Genomic DNA, 17,629 nt, shown 5'->3' with positions numbered 1-17,629 from the left:
CCCGCTCGCGTCCTCGAGGGACGGCGGGAATTCTGTAGTTGTAGCGGGTGGCGACCACGCCCCCGCGTTCGCTGTCTTGTGACCGGAGCGTCGTGCGCATCCTCGTCACGGTGTGCTCTCACCACACCTGATCGTCCGGGCGGCGCCCGGAAAGCCTTCGTCGTCGAGCGGATCGGCCGCACGACATGCAGCGATTATCGCATGCCGTACTCGGAAAGGGCCGGAACGGGCGTGCGATGATGTCGCCGTGAGCACGCCAGCACCTGCCGCCCGCCGTCCGATCGCCATGGGGGTCTTCCTCCTGATCACCGGTCTGGTGGGCCTCTACGGGTCGTTCTCGCTGGTCCTGGACGAGTTCGCGAAGTACGCGGACCCCAAGAAGGTGCTGTCCTGCGACCTCAACCCGTTCATCAGCTGCTCGGACGTGATGGCGAGCTGGCAGGGGCACCTGTTCGGCTTCCCGAACCCGCTGCTCGGCGTGATGGGTTTCGTCGCACCGATCGCCGTCGCGGTGATGCTGCTCGCGGGCTTCCGCAACGGGTCGCGCTGGTTCTGGATCGCCTTCAACGCGGGCGTGTTCCTCGCGTGGGTGTTCGTGACGTGGCTCTTCACCCAGACGGTGTGGTTCATCGGCGCGCTGTGCCCGTGGTGCATGCTCGTGTGGTCGATGACGATCCCGATGTTCTGGGTGTTCACGATCTGGAACGCCGCGCAGGGCCGCTTCGGTGCCGGCGCGCAGCGGGTCGGTCGGACCCTGCTCCCCTTCTGCTGGGCGTTCCCGCTGGCGAACTACCTCGTCATCATCGTGACGATCCTCATCAAGTTCCCCACGATCCTGACCGCGTTCTGACACGCGCACGGACCGCTCGGTGACGGGTGAGCGCGGGCCGACCCGCTCCTCGCGCCGGACGACCGGCCGACGCTCCGCGGTCACCTACGCTCGGTCTCGATGAGCGAGGACGACCGGACGACGGCAGGGCGGGACGCGGCGCGTGAGCGGGCCCGCGCGGCGCGCACGAGGGAGCAGGCGCGACGCCGCCGCAACCGGACGCTGGGCATCGGCGGCGTCATCGTGGGTGGCCTCGCGGTCGCCGCGGTGGTCACGGTGGTGATCGCCACCTCGGTGCAGCCGGCGGGCCCCGGCCCGAGGAACATGGCGAGCGACGGCATCCTGCTGCACGGGGTCGACGGCGAGATCGTGCCGGTCACGACCGGAGCGACGCCGGACGGTGGGAGTCCGACCCCGACGCGGCAGGACGACCGGGTGTCGAACATCACCGTGTACGCCGACTACATGTGCCCCTACTGCAACCAGTTCGAGACGAGTCAGATGCCGCAGGTCGAGCAGTGGGTCGAGGACGGTGCGGCAACGCTCGAGCTGCACCCGTTCTCACGGCTCGACCGGGTCTCGCTCGGGTCGCGGTACTCAACCCGCTCCGCTGCGGCGGCCGCGTGCGTGGCCGATCGTGACCCGGACGCGTTCCTGGCGTTCAACACGGCGCTCTACGCGGACCAGCCGTCCGAGTACACCCGTGGGCTGTCGGACGACGAACTCGTGTCCCTGGCACGGAAGGCCGGCGCGACGAGCGGTGCGGTCGCGTCCTGCATCACCGGGCAGCGCTTCGCCGGGTGGGTGGGTGACGCGTCGGACCGTGTGCTCACCCGGGCGGTCCCGAACTCCTCGCTCGACCGGGTGACGAGCACCCCGACGATCATCGTGAACGGCGCGCAGTACACCGGCTCGCTCACCGACACGGACGCGTTCGCCGCGTTCGTCCGACGGCACGGCGGAGCCGCTTAGCCGGGGTGCCCCGGCGGGTCGCCCCGGCAGGGCCGGCGCGGCACGGTCGCCGCAGCAGGGTCCCCTCGGCCGGGCTGATCGCGGGTGCCGGTGGGTCTCGCTTCCGGGCGCCGGTGGGGCCCGCGGTGCCTGTGCGCCCACCGGGCCGTCCGGTCCGCACAACGGAAGTCGCCCCGAACCACGTCGGGACGTGGTTCGGGGCGACTTGCGTTGTGCGCTGCGCGGTGGCGACCCCCGACGAGGTCGGGGCGACCGCGCCCGGTCGGACTACTTCGACGCGGCGTCGATCGCGCTGATCACGTCGGTCAGCGTGTCGAGGCGCTTGCCGTTCACCACGACGGTCGGCGTGCCGAAGCCCTGCGCGCCCTGCAGCGCCGGGTTGCTCGTGACCGCCTGGGTCGACTTCGTCACCCAGCCCTTGAACTGCTCCGTGGACAGGCACTCGGAGACGTTCGAACCGGTCGCGCCGCCCGCCTTCACGAGCTTCGCGATCTCAGCGTTGGTCAGGCCCTTCGTGCCCTCCTCCGGCTGGTTCTCGAAGAACTGCGTCTGGACGTCGAGGAACTTGTCCGGGGCGTAGTTCGCGACGCACATCGCGGCGTTCGCGGCACGGCTGGCGTACCGCGAGTTCTGGTAGCTGCGGTCGAGGATCGACACTGGCTGGATCGCGAGCGTCGCGTCGCCGGACTTCACCTTGTCGAGGATCTGGTCGGCGTAGGCGGCCTCGAACTGCTTGCACACGGGGCAGGCCCAGTCGACGTACTCGGTGACCGCGGCCGCGCCGGACGCGTTCTTCGTCGGGACGGGCGTGGCCGACCCGTTCGCCGTCACGTTGCCGGTAGTCACGGGCGTGACCTTGCCGTCCTGCCCGGTGAACTGGATCGCTCCGGTGGCCATGTTCTTCGGCCCGGTCGCCGAGACCGTGTTCGCGTTGTTGACGTTCACGATGACGATGGCGACGATGGCCGCGATCGCGATGATGCCGACCCCGATGCCGCCCTGCAGGAACCAGCGGTTGCGGCGCTTGCGGCGCTTCTCGGCGTCGGCACGCTGCCGAGCGACCTCACGGGCGTGCTGGCGACGCTCGTTCTTGGTGGGACGGTCGTTGTTGTTCGTCATGCTCGTTCCCCTCGGCTCAGGCGAACCAGAGCGCGAGCTCACGCGCGGACGACTCGGGGCTGTCGGACCCGTGCACCAGGTTCTGCTGCACCTTCAGGCCCCAGTCACGGCCGAGGTCGCCACGGATCGTGCCGGGCGCGGCCGAGGTCGGGTCCGTCGTGCCGGCGAGCGACCGGAAGCCGGCGATGACGCCGTTGCCGGCGACGCGCACCGCGACGACCGGGCCGGACTGCATGAACTCGACGAGCGGCTCGAAGAACGGCTTGCCCTGGTGCTCCTCGTAGTGGGCGTCGAGCAGGTCGCGCGGGGCGGTGAGCATCTTCAGGTCGACGATCTCGTAGCCCTTGGCCTCGATCCGGCGGAGGATCTCACCGGTGAGCTGGCGGGCGACGCCGTCGGGCTTGACGAGGACGAGGGTCTCTTCGAGGTCGGACACGCAGTACTCCCTGTGTTCGGGGTCGAATGTGGTGGTCAGTCCTCGCCCATGGCCGCTCGGCGCGCGGCGTTGATGCGGTCGAGTTGCCCGCCCTTGACGAAGCAGAAGACCCACAGCGCCAGGAACACCACGGCGACCGCGAACATGAACGGTTCGATGAACCCGGTGGCGAGGATGGCCGCCTGCAGCAGCCACCCGAACCATACACCGGCCGACTTGCCGGTCAGCCGCGAGGCCAGTGCCAGCACGACCATCGCACCGATGCCTCCGCCGAACGCCGCCGCGGGGGGCAGGGTCCCCTTGCCGAACACGACGAGCATCGGGAAGAAGAACATGATCGCCTCGAGGACCAGCGCGATGGAGAGCAGGCTCTCCTGCGCCCCGCGCTCGCGGCGCGGCTTCCGGACGCGCGGCGCTCGCCCCGGTCCGGCCGGCCTGGAGGCGCGGTCCGCGTCCGTCACTTCGTCCCGCCTTCCGCGTGGACCAGGTCCATGACCTTGCCCACCATCACGATGGAGCCGGCGACGAGCACCATGGCGTCCTCGGCGTCCGCCTCGTCGGCCAGGTCACGTGCCTCCTGCAGCGCCGCCGCCAGCGTGGGTTCGACGACCACGCGGTCCTCGCCGACCTCGTCGACCACGATCCGGGCGAACTCGTCGGCGTCGAGTGCGCGGTCCCCCGGTGGCTGGGTCACGACGAAGGTCGCGACGGTGTCCTTCAGCGCGCGGACGAAGCCCCGGGCGTCCTTGTCGGCGAGGATGCCGACGACGCCGACGACGTGCTCGGACGGGAACGCCACGGGGAGCGCCTCGGCCAGGGCACGGGCGCCGTGCGGGTTGTGCGCGGCGTCGACCACGACCGTCGGTCCGGTGGCCACGGGCTGCAGCCGCCCCGGGCTGGTGGCGCCCGCGAGGCCCTCGGAGAGGACGTCCTCGTCGAGGGGCTGCGACCCCCGGCCGAGGAACGACTCGACGGCGGCGATCGCCACCGCGGCGTTGTGCGCCTGGTGCTGCCCGAACAGCGGCAGGAAGAGGTCGTCGTAGCGGCCGGCGATCCCCTGCACGGTGATGAGCTGCCCACCGACGGCCGGGGTGACGTCGACGACCCGGAAGCCGGCGCCCTCGACCGCGAGGGTCGACTCGGTCAGCTCGGCCGCCCGCTGGAGCTCGGCGAGGGCCTCGGGGGCCTGGGCGCTCGACACCACGGACGAGGACGGCTTGATGATCCCCGACTTCGTGCGGGCGATCTCGGCGACCGTGCCGCCGAGCTGCTTCGCGTGGTCGATCGCGACCGGGGTGAAGACCTGGACCTGGCTCTGCACGACGTTGGTGGAGTCCCACTCCCCGCCCATGCCGACCTCGATGACGGCGACGTCGACCGGCGCCTCGGCGAAGCACGCCAGGGCGAGGACGGTCAACGCCTCGAAGAAGGTGAGCGGGAGCTCGCCCTTGGCGGTGAGCTCCTGGTCGGTCATCTCGAGGACGGGGGCGATGTCGTCCCAGTTCTCGACGAAGCGGGACGGCTCGATGGGTGCGCCGTCGATGACGATGCGCTCCCGGATCGACACGAGGTGCGGACTCGTCATCAGCCCGGTGCGGAGTCCGTGGGCGCGGACGATGCTCTCGGTGATCCGCGCGGTCGAGGTCTTGCCGTTCGTGCCCGTGAGGTGGATCACCGGGTACGCCAGGTGCGGGTCGCCGAGCAGCTCCACCGCGCGCCGGGTCGCCGAGAGCCGGTGCTCGGGCGACTGCTCGCCGATGCGGGCGTACAGGGCGGCCTCGACGCGACGGACGTCCTCGTCGTCCCCGCCGTACGGCAGGGCCGCAGCGGGGTCGGCGTCGCCGGCCGGGCCGACGGGGATGCGGACCCCGTCGACGTCCTCGTGGTCGTCGTGGTCCTGGTCGTGGTCGTACTGGTTGCTGTCGCTCATGCGCGTGCCACCTCCACGGACACCTTGGCACCGTCACCGACGGCGGAACCCTCGCTCTCGGCGAACTCGGCCGTCTCGACGGTGACGCTCGTCGACAGGGTCTCCCCCGCGATCAGGTCCTGGTGGGCGTGGACGGCGTCCACGGCGTCGGCGGTCACCCGGAGTCGGAGTGCGATGCGGTCGCTGACGTCGAGGTCGGCGTCGCGGCGGGCCTGCTGCACGGCGCGGACGACGTCGCGGGCGAGCCCCTCGGCCTCGAGCTCGGGGGTCGTCACGGTGTCGAGCACCGCGAACCCGCCGCCGTCGAGGAACGCCACGGCGACGGAGTCGTCGGCCACGGTGAGGTCGAGCGTGTACTCGCCCTCGACCAGGTCGACGCCGCCCACGGTGACGCCGGACTCGGTCGCGGTCCAGTCGCCCTTCTTGGCGGCCGGGATGACCTGCTGGACCTGCTTGCCGATGCGGGGACCGGCGGCGCGGGCGTTCACGGTGAGCTTGCGCTCGATGCCGTACCGGCCGAGCGAGGACTCCTCCTGCTGCTCGAGCACCACCCGCTTGACGTTGAGCTCGTCACGGAGGATGTCCGTGAAGGGCTCGATCGCCGTCGGGTCGGGCACCACGAGCGTCAGCGTCGCCAGGGGGAGCCGGACGCGTCGGCCGGTGGCCTTGCGGAGGGCGAGGCCCTTCGACGCGACGTCGCGCACACGGTCCATCGCGGCGACGAGGGCGTCGTCCGCCGGGAACTCGTCGGCGTCCGGGAAGTCCTCCAGGTGGACGCTGCGTCCACCGGTGAGCCCCTTCCAGATCTCCTCGGTGACGAGCGGCGCGAGCGGCGCGGCGACACGGGTCAGCGTCTCGAGCACGGTGTACAGCGTGTCGAACGCGGCGCCGGCCTCGGGCGAGGACTCCGCCCCGAGCCAGAACTTGTCGCGCGAGCGTCGGACGTACCAGTTCGTCAGCACGTCCGCGAAGTCGCGCACCGCCTGGGCCGCGAGCGGGGTGTCGAGGGCGTCGAGGTGCGTCGTGACGTCCTCGACGAGCACCCGGGTCTTCGCGAGCAGGTAGCGGTCGAGCACGTCGGTGCTCGCCGTGCTGCGGGAGGCCTGGTGGCCGGTGTCGCCGGAGGCGTTCGCGTAGAGGGTGAAGAAGTAGTACGTCGACCAGAGCGGGAGCAGGAACTCGCGGACGCCCTGGCGGATGCCCTCCTCGGTGACGACGAGGTTGCCGCCGCGGATGACCGACGACGACATCAGGAACCAGCGCATGGCGTCGGCGCCGTCGCGGTCGAACACCTCGGCGACGTTCGGGTAGTTCCGGAGCGACTTCGACATCTTCTGGCCGTCCGACCCGAGCACGATGCCGTGGCTGATGACGTTCCCGAAGGCCGGGCGGTCGAACAGCGCGGTGGACAGCACGTGCATGACGTAGAACCAGCCGCGGGTCTGCCCGATGTACTCGACGATGAAGTCGGCCGGGCTGTGCGACTCGAACCACTCACGGTTCTCGAACGGGTAGTGCACCTGGGCGTACGGCATCGACCCGGAGTCGAACCACACGTCGAACACGTCGGTGATCCGGCGCATGGTCGAGCGTCCGGTGGGGTCGTCGGGGTTCGGCCGGGTCAGGTCGTCGATGAAGGGACGGTGCAGGTCGACCTCACCGTCGGCGTTCAGCGGCAGACGCCCGAAGTCGCGCTCGATCTCCTCGAGCGAGCCGTAGACGTCCTGGCGCGGGTACGACGGGTCGTCGGACTGCCAGACCGGGATCGGCGTGCCGAAGTAGCGGTTGCGCGACACCGACCAGTCGATGGCGTTCCCGACCCACTTGCCGAACTGGCCGTCCTTGACGTTGTCCGGCACCCAGTTGATGTCCTGGTTCAGCTGGCCCATGCGGTCACGGAGCTCGGTGACGCGGACGAACCAGCTCGAGACGGCCTTGTAGATGAGGGGCTTGCGGCAGCGCCAGCAGTGCGGGTAGCTGTGCTCGTAGGACGCCTGGCGGAGCAGCCGTCCGGCGTCGCGGACGACCTTCGTCAACGGCTTGTTCGCGTCCGACCAGAGCATGCCGGCGACCTCGCCGAACTGCGACGTGAAGACGCCGCCCTCGTCGAGGGACAGCACGACGGGGATGCCGGCGGCCGCGCAGACCTCCTGGTCGTCCGCGCCGTACGCCGGGGCCTGGTGCACGATGCCGGTGCCCTCGCCCGTCTCGACGTACTCGGCGACCAGCACACGCCACGCGTGCTCGTACCCCTCGGCGTCCGCCAGGAAGTCGAACAGGCGCTCGTACTCGACACCGTCGAGCTCGGCGCCGGCGACCGTGCGGAGCACGGCGGCGAGCGCGTCGTCGGCCGACGCGTAGCCGAGGTCCTTCGCGTGGGCGGCGACGGTGTCCGACGCGAGGAGGTACCGGGCGGAACCGGCGTCGCCACCGTCGGCCGCGCCTCCCGGCCCGGCGGGCACGACCGCGTACGCGATCTCCGGACCGACCGCGAGGGCGGCGTTCGTCGGCAGGGTCCAGGGGGTCGTCGTCCAGGCGAGTGCGCGCACGCCCTCGAGCTCGAGTTCCGACGCGCGGGCACCGCGCAGCGGGAACGCGACCGTGACCGACTGGTCCTGGCGCATCTGGTAGACGTCGTCGTCCATGCGCAGCTCGTGGTTGGACAGCGGTGTCTGGTCGTTCCAGCAGTACGGCAGGACCCGGAAGCCCTCGTAGGCCAGGCCCTTGTCCCAGAGCTGCTTCCACGCCCACAGGACGCTCTCCATGAAGGTGACGTCGAGGGTCTTGTAGTCGTCCTCGAAGTCGACCCAGCGCGCCTGGCGGGTGACGTACTCCTGCCACTCGTCGGTGTACTGCAGGACCGACTTCTTGGCCGCGGCGTTGAAGACGTCGACGCCCATCTCGTCGATCTCGTGCTTCTCGGTGATGCCGAGCTGCCGCATCGCCTCGAGCTCGGCCGGCAGCCCGTGCGTGTCCCAGCCGAAGCGGCGGTGCACCTGCTTGCCGCGCATGGTCTGGTAGCGCGGGAAGACGTCCTTCGCGTACCCGGTCAGCAGGTGGCCGTAGTGGGGCAGGCCGTTGGCGAAGGGCGGACCGTCGTAGAAGGTCCACTCCGGGCAGCCCTCGCGCTGGTCGATGGAGGCCTGGAAGGTGCGGTCGCCCTTCCAGAAGGCGAGGATCCCCCGTTCGACGGCGGGGAAGCTCGGGGACGGCGTGACGCCGGCGGTCGCGCGGTCGTCGTCGGGTCGGTTCAGGGGGTAGCGCACCGGGGGCTCCTCGTCGTCGGACAGAACTGTGGGTCGGTTCGTCTCCACGAGGACGGAAGCACTGCTCCGCGGTACCACCTCGCTTGCCGTCGACAGTGGTGCTGCCGACGACCGCTCGTTGCCGGAGGGGGTGCGGTCCGGTCCGCCCGGTTCTACTGACGGCGGTGGTGCTGCCGCGTTCTTCCGGAGACTCACCGGTGATTGCCGGTTCGACGCCTGGTGGGACGAGTCTACAAGAGACGGAGCATGCTGGAGCGATGCCCTCGTCCGACAAGCAGGACCGTCCCGAGTCCCTGCTCACCGTCGTCATCGCGTTCGCGGCGAACCTCCTCGTCGCCGTCGCCAAGTCGATCGCCGCCCTCCTGTCCGGTTCCGCCTCGATGGTCGCCGAGGCCGCCCACTCGTGGGCGGACACCGGGAACGAGATCTTCCTGCTCGTCGCGGAACGCCGGGGCGGCCGGAAGCGGGACGCGGCGCACCCGCTCGGCTACGGGCGGGAGACGTACATCTGGTCGATGTTCGCGGCGTTCGGGCTGTTCACCGCGGGCGCGATCGTCTCGATCTACCATGGCATCTCCGAACTCGGCGAGACCGGCCCCGCCGAGGACGTCCTGCTCAACTACGTGGTCCTCGGGCTGTCGTTCTGCCTCGAGGGCACGAGCTTCCTGCAGGCCTACCGCCAGGCACACGGCGCCGCGACCAAGCGGCAGGTCCCGGTCCTCCGGCACGTGCTGCAGTCCTCGAACCCCACGCTCCGGGCCGTCTTCGCCGAGGACGCCGCCGCGCTCGTCGGCCTCGTCATCGCGTTCCTGGGCGTCCTCCTGCACCAGCTGACCGGGCTCGCGGTGTTCGACGCCATCGGATCGATCGCCGTCGGCCTGCTGCTCGGGGTCGTCGCCATCGTCCTGATCGACCGGAACCGTCGGTTCCTGCTGGGCGAGAGCACGTCGCCCGAGCTCGAGAACGCGGTGCTCGTCGAGCTCCTCGGGCGCTCGCAGGTCGAGCGCGTCACCTACCTGCACCTGGAGTTCGTCGGGCCGTCGCGGGTCTACCTGGTGGCCGCCGTCGACCTCACCGGCAACGAGAACGAGGAGCACGTCGCCGTCCGGTTGCGCGAGGTCGAGCACTCGCTCGAGCAGAGCCAGTACATCGAGGAGGCCGTGCTGACGCTGAGCCTGCCGGGTGACCGGTCGCTCGTGCCCACGCACGACGACGTCCCCGAGGTGGTGCGGGACGGCACGGTCGAGGACGTCGCGGCCGGCGGTGCGGGGACGCTCCGGACCGAGTGAGGCGGGCGCGGGCGGGCTGTGCGCGCAAGGGCGGGCGCGCGCGCCCGTGGACCCGAACGGGCGCGCACCAGCACGGGCGCGGCGCGCAGCGTCAGCGCTGCAGCGTCAGCGCTGCAGGGTCAGCGCTGCAGGGTCAGGGTGTCCCCGTCCACCACGACGTCCCCGCCGCCCGTCGGCACCCACACCCGCAGGTCGTCGATCCGGAACGCCGTCAGCCGGGAGCGCTCCTCGCGCAGGAACGTCCGCACCTGCTCGGGTACCGGGAACCGCGCATCGGTCCCCTGCACCACCGCGCCGTACCGGCCGTCGACCGGGACGTCGACGCCGCGATCGGCGAAGTACGGCCGCCACCCCGGGGCCCCGTACTCGACGAAGAGGATCCTGCCACCGTCCACGCCGTGCTCGCGGAGCCGCTGGTCGAGCAACGCCAGCCCCGACGGCCGCACCCGTGCGACCGCGACCGTCTGCTGCGCGGCCGGCACGACGGCGGCGCCGACCCCGAGGACCACCACCGCCGTGATGGCCACGGTCGCGGCCAGTGGCGCCTGCCGGCGCGCGCGACGACCGGCCCGGACGCTGCGGGCGAGTCGGGTGAAGCCGACCGCGGCCAGGGCGATGACCACCGGCATCCACGCGTCGTAGTAGTGCGGGAGCGCCACGTGGGACACCCCGAAGAAGACCATCACCGGGACGGTCGCGGCGAGCAGGTACAGGACGAGTCGGTCCGGGCGCACGACGAGGGCGGCCAGGACGCCGAGCGCCAGCACCGCGACGAGCACCGGCGTCGTCCCGTCCACCATGTACCAGTACTGGGCCCACCACGGGGAGAACCGGTAGGTGTGCCCGGCGATGTCGGCGAGGTGCCCCTTCGCGTCGTGGGCGGACTGGAACGCGAGCATGTAGGTCAGTCCGCGCACCATGCCGACCGGCGAGTACGCGACGACGAAGGTGACCGCGAACGCGGCCGCGGCGACGACCCCGCCGACCAGGAGCTCCCACCACCGCCGGAAGAGGACCGGCAGCACGACGATCGCGACGACGAAGAGCGCGCCGGTCGCCTTCGACGTGACGGCGAGCCCGAGCGAGACGCCCGCGAGCGCGGCCCACGCCCACCGCCACCGGCTGCTCGTCGTGATCCACGTCCACGCCGCGGCGAGCGCGAGGACCACGAAGAACACCAGCACGGGCTCGAGGAGCGCCACCCGGTCGATCCGGACCGCGGTGCCGGAGCCCGGGTCGAACGCGTCGGGTGCGGTCGCCCGCGGGGTGAGCCACCACAGGCCGGCGGCGAGCAGGGCGCCCCAGTGTCCGAGCGGGCCCCGGAGCCACGCGAACAGGACCAGGCCCGTGCCGAAGACCGCTGCGCCGGCGACGAGCCGCGGGCCGAACACGCCCTCGCCGAACACGAGCTGCGCGACGCCGTAGAGGATCTTCGCCGTCGGCGGGTGCTCGAGGTTGAAGGTGACGATCCCGTGGACGTACTGCCAGCCGGCCTGCACGTAGGTGAGCTCGTCGCCGTCCAACACCTGTTGCCCGATGTGCCAGAAGCAGACGAAGAGCCCGAGGAGGGCGACGACGCCGAACACGGGCCAGCGCCCCACGCGAACCCACGACTGCACGGCGACGATCCTCGCACACGCGCGTCCCGCGCCGGGCCCGGCTGCGACCTCCCTCAGCGCGCGTCGAGCCCCGCCGCGACCGGGGTCAGCGCCGCGCCGACGTACTCGACGAGCGGGCGTCGACCGACCCCGTCGGTGACCCACACGCCGAACGCGGCGGCGGCGGCGCCGAGCATCGCCCCGGCGACCGTCTGCGGCCAGAGCGCCGTCGGGTGCTCCCCCGTCCGCTGCGCCACGAAGGCCGCGACCGCCGCGTGTTGGGCCGTCACCCGGGTGGCGACGCTGGCGACGAGCTCCGGTCCGATGCCCATCACCTCGGCCTGCGCGATCGCCCACGGCACCCGTTCCGGGTCGTGCGCACGCGCGGTGGCGAGCAGGGCGTCCTCGACGGCCCGGACGACGGAGTCCTCGGTGGAGGCGGCGAGGTTGGCGGGCAGCGTCGCGACCGCGGCGTCGAGCTCGAGCCAGAGCACGTCGGACTTCGCCGTGAAGTAGTTGAAGAACGTGGCCCGGCTCACCCCCGCACGCACGGCGACGTGGTCGACGGTCGTCCGGCCGTACCCCTGTTCCAGGAACAGTTCCGCGGCGGCGTCGGCGAGGACCTCGGCGCTCGAGCGTCGGGGCCGTCCACCGCGGCGCATCGGTTCGTCCATGGGCCCCAGTAAACCGCTAGACTCGTCCAGCCATGATCTTGGACCCAGTACAGAAAACCCGCCGCCGGGTCGTCGGCGGCACCGCCGGCGTCGCGGGCGCCGTCGCCGTCCTCCTCGCCCTCACCGGTTGCACCGGCGGTGGCACGAGCACGGCCGACTCGACGCCCCGCAACGGCGGCACGCTCGTCTACGCCTCCGGCGACGCCGAACCGACCTGCCTCGACCCGCACGTCGGCGGCAACTACCCGCAGGCGCTGCTGTCCAGCCAGTACATCGAGGAGCTCACCGCCCTCGACGACGGCAAGCCCGTCCCGGCCCTGGCGAAGTCGTGGACGACGAGCGACGACGGCCGGACGCTCACGTTCCGGCTGCGCGACGACGTCTCGTTCACCGACGGCACCCCCTTCGACGCCGCAGCGGTCGTGGCGAACATCGAGCACGTGCAGGACCCGGCCACGGCGTCCAGCACCGGCTACCTCGCACTGCAGTCCATCACGAAGGCGACCGCCACCGACGACCACACCGTCACCCTGGCACTGAGCCGTCCGGACAGCGCCCTGCTCGAGTCCTTCTCGCAGCCCTGGGTCGGCATGGAGTCACCGAAGGCCCTGCAGCGCTCGCAGGAGGTCAACTGCGAGTCCCCCGTCGGCACCGGACCGTTCGAGGTCACCGCGTGGAAGCACGGCGACCGCGTCACGCTGCGGAAGAACGCCGAGTACACGCCACTGGGCGCAAAGGCGGGCAGCGCCGCGGAGCCCCGCCTGTCCGGCATCACCTGGCGGTTCCTGCCCGACTCGACGTCGCGCTACGCGGCCCTGCAGTCCGGCCAGGTCGACGTGATCGACAACGCACAGCCCGACCAGCTCAAGGCCGCATCCGCGAAGGGGTCCATCCGCGATCTCGACGCGCCCCGGCCCGGCGCCTCGAACCGTCTCGAGCTCAACTCCGGCCACGGGGTGTTCCGCGACGAGGCAGTCCGCAAGGCGTTCATCGCCGGCGCCGAGGTTGATCCCGGCATCCGGTCGCTCTTCCTCGGCACCGCCAAGCGCTCCTACTCGGTGCTGTCGAGCGTCGAACCGTACGGCTCCTCCGACAAGAGCCTGTTCCGGTACTCGCCGAGCACGGCGAAGCGGCTCCTCGACCAGGCCGGCTGGAAGGTCGGCAGCGACGGCGTCCGCACGAAGGACGGCCAGCAGCTGACCGTCACCTTCCCGGTCTCGACGAACCAGTCCGTGCCCGCCGAGCGCAGCCTGTTCCAGCAGATCCAGGCGTCCGAGAAGGCCGTCGGCTTCAAGGTCGTGCTCGAGGAGCTCGACCTGTCCAGCTGGTACGCCGCGCTGGCCGCGAACCAGTACGACGTCGTGAGCGCCCCGTACACGAAGGTCGGCGCCGACGTCCTCCGCATCCTCTACGACAGCGCCAGCATCACGCCGGCACCGTCCGGGTACTTCGCGAACCTCGCGCAGCTCGACGACCCGCAGCTCGACCGACTGCTCCAGCAGGCGGCGCGGACCGCGGACACGTCGGAACGCGGACGGCTCTACGACCAGGCGCAGCAGATCATCCTGGCGAGCGGCACGGTGCTCCCCCTGTACGACCAGCAGAACCACTTCCTGATCCGGTCGTCCGTGCACGGCGTGCAGACCACCGCGGTCTCGACGCCGTGGTTCGGCGCGGCCTGGATCGACCGCTGACCCGGTGGCCGACGGATCGACCGCCGACGCGGTGACGGACAGGAGGCCCGGCCCGCCCCCGGCGGACCGCCTCCGGGCCGCCGGCGGGTCGGCTGCAGGGCGCTGGTCACGCTGGGCGATCCGGCGTGCGCTCGGCGGCCTCGGCGTGCTGTGGGCCGTCGCGACGATCGTGTTCGTCGCGATCCGGCTCATCCCGGGTGACCCCGCACTGGCGATCCTCGGTGGTCCCGGCTCGCAGGCGTCCGCCGAGGCGGTCGCGCAGGTCCGCCACGAGTACGGTCTCGACCGTCCGGTGCTGGTGCAGTACGCGGTGTTCGTCGGCCGCCTGGCCACCGGCCAGCTCGGTGACTCCTACGCCTTCCGCACGCCGGTGGCGACCCTCCTGGGGCAGCAGCTCCCGGTCACGCTGACGCTCGCCGTCCTCGGGCTCGTCGTCGCCTGGGTGCTGGCCGTCGTCGCCGCGTGGTGGTCGACGCAGCGCGGACGGGTCGCCGCGGCGCTCACCGGAGCGATCTCGGTGACCGCCAGCGTCACGCCGCACTTCTGGCTCGGCAGTGTCCTCATCGTGGTGTTCGCGAGCGCGCTCGGGTGGGTGCCCGCAGTGAGCGACGGCACGGCGCGCGGCTGGGTCCTGCCGGTGCTGACGGTCGCCGTCCCCGTGGCCGGGTACCTCGCCGAGACGGTCCGCGACGGCGTCGTCGACGCCCAGCGCTCGGCGTTCGCACTCGCCGCCCGCAGCCGGGGCGAGACCCGCGCCGGACTGTTCGGACGCCACCTCCTCCGGCACGCCGCGCTGCCCGGGATCGCCCTGTCCGCGTGGGCGTTCGGCTCGCTCGTGTCCGGAGCCGTCGTCGTCGAGTCCGTCTTCGCGCTGCCGGGCATCGGACGCGCGCTCGTGACCGCGGTGACCCAGCGGGACATGCCCCTCGTCGCGGGCATCGCCCTGGTGTCCGCGGCGGCCTACGTCGTCGTGCTCGCGGTCGCCGACCTCGTCGAGCGCGCGGTGGACCCGCGGACCGCCGCGACCCGGCGCGCCGTCCGCACCCGGCGGGGCGCCCCGCGCACGACCCGGTCCGGGGCAGACGCACGGTGAGCGGCATCGCCGAGCCGAGCCTCCAGGCCGGCGCACAGCACGACCGTCCCGGACGGTCCGAGCGGTTCCGTGGGGGGACGCTCGGGCCCGCCGGGACGGTCGCGGCCGTCGTGGTGGCGGTCGCCGTGGTCGCGGCGGTGTGGCCGGCGCTCCTCGGCGGTGGGGACCCACTCGCCGTGCACCCCGCGCGGGCACTGCAGGCGCCGTCGTGGGCGAGCCCGTTCGGCACCGACGAGTCCGGCCGTGACGTCCTCGCCCGGGTGGTGGCGGGCACCAGGGCGTCGCTGGTCGTCGGGGTCGTCGCGACGCTCGTCGGCGGCGGCACCGGCGTGGTGCTCGGCGTCCTCGCAGGGCTGGGCGGCCGGGTCGTCGACGCGGTCGTCGGGCGGGTCACGGAGGTCGCGTTCGCGCTCCCGCTGCTCCTCGTCGCCCTCGTGGTCATCGCGGTCACCGGGCCCGGGCCCGTGCCGGCGACCCTCGCGGTCGGGTTCGCCACCGCGCCGGGGTACGCCCGCATCGTCCGCGGGCTCGTCCGCAGCGCCCGGACGTCGCAGGTGGTCGAGACCGCCGTCGTGATGGGCCGGTCCCCCGTCACCGTCGTCGTCCGGCACGTGCTGCCAGCCGCGCTGTGGCCCGTCGTCGCCGTCGCGACCCTCGGCGTCGGACAGGCGATCGTGTGGGCCTCCGCGCTGAGCTACCTCGGCGTCGGCACCCCGCCGCCCGCTCCGGAGTGGGGCGCGATGCTCGCCGACGGACGCACCTACCTGCAGACCGCACCGTGGATGAGCACCTTCCCGGGCCTCGCGATCGTCGTGCTCGCGACCGCCGTGACCGTGCTCGGCCGCGCACTCCGACGGACCGGAGCCCTCCGGTGACCGGCACGACCGACCGGGCTGGGCAGCCCACCACACCCCGGGACCCCGCGGTGCCCGCCCTCGACGTCCGGGGCCTGACCGTCGCGATCGGCGGGACACCCGTCGTCCAGGACGTCTCCCTCCGGGTGGCACCCGGCGAGTGCGTCGCCCTCGTCGGTGCGTCCGGCTCGGGCAAGACCGTCACCGCCCGTGCCGCACTCGGCCTGTCGGCGCCGGGGTCCTCGGTCCGGGTCGACCGGCTCTCCGTCGCCGGACTCGACGTGCGCGCATTCTCCGACCGTCGGTGGCGTCGCGTCCGCGGGGCCCGGGTCGGCTACGTCGGACAGGAGGCGCTCGGCGCACTCGACCCGCTGCGTCCGGTCGGACGCGAGGTCGCCGACGCCCTGCGGCTCCACACGGACCTCAGCGCCGCCGCCCGGATCGACGCCGTCCGCGCCGCGCTCGCGGGCGTCGGGTTGGACCCGGCGCTCGCCACGGACGGACGACTCGCGGGCACACTGTCGGGCGGCATGCGGCAGCGGGCCCTCATCGCCGCGGCGACCGTCGCGTCCCCGGAGCTCGTCGTCGCGGACGAACCGACGACGGCACTCGACGCCGGGGTCGCCGTCACCGTGATGGAACAGCTCCGCGCCGCACAGGCCCGCGGGGCCGGGCTGCTCGTGATCACGCACGACCTCGGGCTCGTCGCGGGGTGGGCGGACCGCGTCGTGGTCGTGGACGCGGGACGTGTGGTCGAGGAAGGACCGGTGGCGGCCGTCTTCGCGGCGCCCCGACACGAGGCGACGCGCGCGCTGGTGCGGGCGGCGGGGGCGGGGCGCGGGGGCTCGGGCGCTGATGCGGCGCCGGGTGCCGGTCCGAGCGCGGCTGGGGCACCGGGTGCCGGTCCGAGCGCGGCTGGTGTGGACGGCGGGGCACGTGACACGCGTCCGCTCGACACCGGTGCCGCCGCGGTCATCGCCGCCTCGGGACTCACGCGCGCCTTCGACGGCGTACCCGCGGTGGCGGACGTGTCCTTCGGGATCGGACGCGGCCGGGTGCTCGGCGTGATCGGGGCGTCCGGCTCCGGCAAGACCACCATCGCCCGGATGCTCCTCGGCCTCGAGACCCCGGACACGGGGACCGTCGAGCTCGACGGCCAGCCGTGGGCACCGCTCCCCGAACGCAACCGCCGGGCGCGACGGCACCGGGTCTCAGCGGTCGTGCAGGACCCCGGCGCGACGTTCGACGAGCGCTGGAACGTCGAGCGCGTGCTCGCGGACGCATCCTCCGGAGGGACGGCGCGGACGGCCGCCGGAGCACTCGGCGAGCGGGTCGACGCCGCCCTCCGGCAGGTCGGGCTCGACCCGGAGCTCCGACGCCGCTCCCCCCGCACGCTGTCCGGTGGGCAGCAGCAGCGGCTGGCCATCGCGCGTGCACTGGCGACCTCGCCCGAGGTGATCGTGCTCGACGAACCCGTCACGGCGCTCGACGCCACCGTGCAGGACGCCGTCCTGACCCTGCTCGAACGCCTGCGGGACGAGACCGGGGTGGCGATGGTCTTCGTGTCCCACGACCTCCGGGCCGTGCGACGGATGGCCGACGACGTGCTCGTCGTGCACGAGGGCCGCGTCGTGGAACAGGGACCGGCCGCCCGGGTGTTCGGCCGACCGGAGCACGCCGTCACCGGGCGGTTGCTGCGCGCGGCCGAGCGGCTGGCCGCGGGGCCGAGCGACGAGGCCGGGGCCGCGTAGCGGCCGGCTGGCCAGGCGGGCCGGGCCGGGGCGGGCCGCAGGCCGGCGGTCGGGCCACAGGCCGCGGGCTGCGGGCCGCAGGCCGGCGGTCGGGCCACAGGCTGCGGCCCGCTGGCCGCTGGCC

The 17,629-nt window shown here is 72.7% G+C and carries 14 protein-coding genes; 7 read left to right on the top strand and 7 right to left on the bottom strand.

What is annotated here, in order from left to right; all coding sequences use genetic code 11:
* Window positions 1-247 precede the first annotated feature (247 nt).
* Together AAEP86_RS09540 and AAEP86_RS09535 are read left to right on the top strand one after the other, a co-directional pair.
* A complete protein-coding gene (locus AAEP86_RS09540; RefSeq protein WP_420370303.1) occupies window positions 248-850 on the top strand; it encodes a vitamin K epoxide reductase family protein in 603 nt (200 codons plus the stop codon).
* A gap of 99 nt (window positions 851-949) precedes the next feature.
* Entirely contained in the window at window positions 950-1,801 is an 852-nt protein-coding gene (locus tag AAEP86_RS09535; RefSeq protein WP_420370302.1) for a DsbA family protein, read from the top strand.
* Between the two features lie 267 nt (window positions 1,802-2,068).
* On the opposite strand, the gene AAEP86_RS09530 is transcribed toward AAEP86_RS09535, so the two are convergent.
* From AAEP86_RS09530 to ileS, 5 genes are read right to left on the bottom strand one after another with little or no spacing between them, the layout of a single operon-like run.
* The gene (locus AAEP86_RS09530; RefSeq protein WP_420370301.1) at window positions 2,069-2,920 is read right to left on the bottom strand and encodes a DsbA family protein; all 852 of its coding nucleotides are present in this window, start codon (window positions 2,918-2,920) and stop codon (window positions 2,069-2,071) included.
* Window positions 2,921-2,936: 16 nt separating this feature from the next.
* The gene (gene ndk / locus AAEP86_RS09525; protein ID WP_092093953.1) at window positions 2,937-3,356 is read right to left on the bottom strand and encodes a nucleoside-diphosphate kinase; all 420 of its coding nucleotides are present in this window, start codon (window positions 3,354-3,356) and stop codon (window positions 2,937-2,939) included.
* Between the two features lie 35 nt (window positions 3,357-3,391).
* Window positions 3,392-3,817 (bottom strand): DUF4233 domain-containing protein, encoded by a 426-nt coding sequence (locus tag AAEP86_RS09520; protein WP_420370300.1) that lies wholly within the window; start codon window positions 3,815-3,817, stop codon window positions 3,392-3,394.
* Window positions 3,814-5,286 (bottom strand): bifunctional folylpolyglutamate synthase/dihydrofolate synthase, encoded by a 1,473-nt coding sequence (locus AAEP86_RS09515; RefSeq protein ID WP_420370299.1) that lies wholly within the window; start codon window positions 5,284-5,286, stop codon window positions 3,814-3,816. Before AAEP86_RS09515 ends, AAEP86_RS09520 begins: the two co-directional genes overlap by 4 nt.
* A complete protein-coding gene (ileS, locus tag AAEP86_RS09510) occupies window positions 5,283-8,552 on the bottom strand; it encodes an isoleucine--tRNA ligase (RefSeq protein WP_420370298.1) in 3,270 nt (1,089 codons plus the stop codon). The genes AAEP86_RS09515 and ileS overlap by 4 nt, the downstream gene beginning before the upstream one ends.
* 257 nt (window positions 8,553-8,809) lie before the next feature.
* On the opposite strand from ileS, the gene AAEP86_RS09505 reads away from it, so the two are divergent.
* On the top strand, window positions 8,810-9,841 hold the full coding sequence (locus tag AAEP86_RS09505; protein ID WP_420370297.1) for a cation diffusion facilitator family transporter: 1,032 nt from the start codon (window positions 8,810-8,812) through the stop codon (window positions 9,839-9,841).
* A 119-nt stretch (window positions 9,842-9,960) separates the two neighbouring features.
* Here AAEP86_RS09505 and AAEP86_RS09500 read toward each other — a convergent pair whose 3' ends face one another.
* Both AAEP86_RS09500 and AAEP86_RS09495 read right to left on the bottom strand, forming a co-directional pair.
* Complete coding sequence (locus AAEP86_RS09500) at window positions 9,961-11,460, bottom strand: ArnT family glycosyltransferase (RefSeq protein WP_420370296.1); 1,500 nt, start codon at window positions 11,458-11,460, stop codon at window positions 9,961-9,963.
* A gap of 53 nt (window positions 11,461-11,513) precedes the next feature.
* Window positions 11,514-12,113 carry a TetR/AcrR family transcriptional regulator gene (locus AAEP86_RS09495; protein ID WP_420370295.1) on the bottom strand — a complete coding sequence of 200 codons (600 nt, stop codon included), beginning with the start codon at window positions 12,111-12,113 and terminating at the stop codon, window positions 11,514-11,516.
* 32 nt (window positions 12,114-12,145) lie between these two features.
* Between AAEP86_RS09495 and AAEP86_RS09490 the strand changes: the two genes are divergently transcribed.
* The 4 genes from AAEP86_RS09490 to AAEP86_RS09475 are packed head-to-tail and all read left to right on the top strand — an operon-like array spanning window position 12,146 to window position 17,505.
* Entirely contained in the window at window positions 12,146-13,807 is a 1,662-nt protein-coding gene (locus AAEP86_RS09490; RefSeq protein WP_420370294.1) for an ABC transporter substrate-binding protein, read from the top strand.
* 4 nt (window positions 13,808-13,811) lie between these two features.
* Window positions 13,812-14,900 carry an ABC transporter permease gene (locus tag AAEP86_RS09485; RefSeq protein WP_420370293.1) on the top strand — a complete coding sequence of 363 codons (1,089 nt, stop codon included), beginning with the start codon at window positions 13,812-13,814 and terminating at the stop codon, window positions 14,898-14,900.
* The gene (locus AAEP86_RS09480; RefSeq protein WP_420370292.1) at window positions 14,897-15,775 is read left to right on the top strand and encodes an ABC transporter permease; all 879 of its coding nucleotides are present in this window, start codon (window positions 14,897-14,899) and stop codon (window positions 15,773-15,775) included. Before AAEP86_RS09485 ends, AAEP86_RS09480 begins: the two co-directional genes overlap by 4 nt.
* Complete coding sequence (locus AAEP86_RS09475) at window positions 15,772-17,505, top strand: ABC transporter ATP-binding protein (protein ID WP_420370291.1); 1,734 nt, start codon at window positions 15,772-15,774, stop codon at window positions 17,503-17,505. The genes AAEP86_RS09480 and AAEP86_RS09475 overlap by 4 nt, the downstream gene beginning before the upstream one ends.
* The last annotated feature ends 124 nt before the right edge of the window (window positions 17,506-17,629 follow it).

The sequence above is a fragment of the Curtobacterium sp. L1-20 genome (assembly GCF_048755855.1).
Taxonomy (GTDB): domain Bacteria; phylum Actinomycetota; class Actinomycetes; order Actinomycetales; family Microbacteriaceae; genus Curtobacterium.
This window is presented reverse-complemented; position numbering and strand designations above follow the sequence as displayed.

What these genes read in the sequence shown, in the direction of transcription:
- AAEP86_RS09535 (WP_420370302.1), top strand. Translation starts at nt 950, where the DNA reads ATGAGCGAGGACGACCGGACGACGGCAGGGCGGGACGCGGCGCGTGAG.
- AAEP86_RS09530 (WP_420370301.1), bottom strand. Translation starts at nt 2,920, where the DNA reads ATGACGAACAACAACGACCGTCCCACCAAGAACGAGCGTCGCCAGCAC.
- AAEP86_RS09515 (WP_420370299.1), bottom strand. Translation starts at nt 5,286, where the DNA reads ATGAGCGACAGCAACCAGTACGACCACGACCAGGACCACGACGACCAC.
- AAEP86_RS09505 (WP_420370297.1), top strand. Translation starts at nt 8,810, where the DNA reads ATGCCCTCGTCCGACAAGCAGGACCGTCCCGAGTCCCTGCTCACCGTC.
- AAEP86_RS09495 (WP_420370295.1), bottom strand. Translation starts at nt 12,113, where the DNA reads ATGGACGAACCGATGCGCCGCGGTGGACGGCCCCGACGCTCGAGCGCC.
- AAEP86_RS09490 (WP_420370294.1), top strand. Translation starts at nt 12,146, where the DNA reads ATGATCTTGGACCCAGTACAGAAAACCCGCCGCCGGGTCGTCGGCGGC.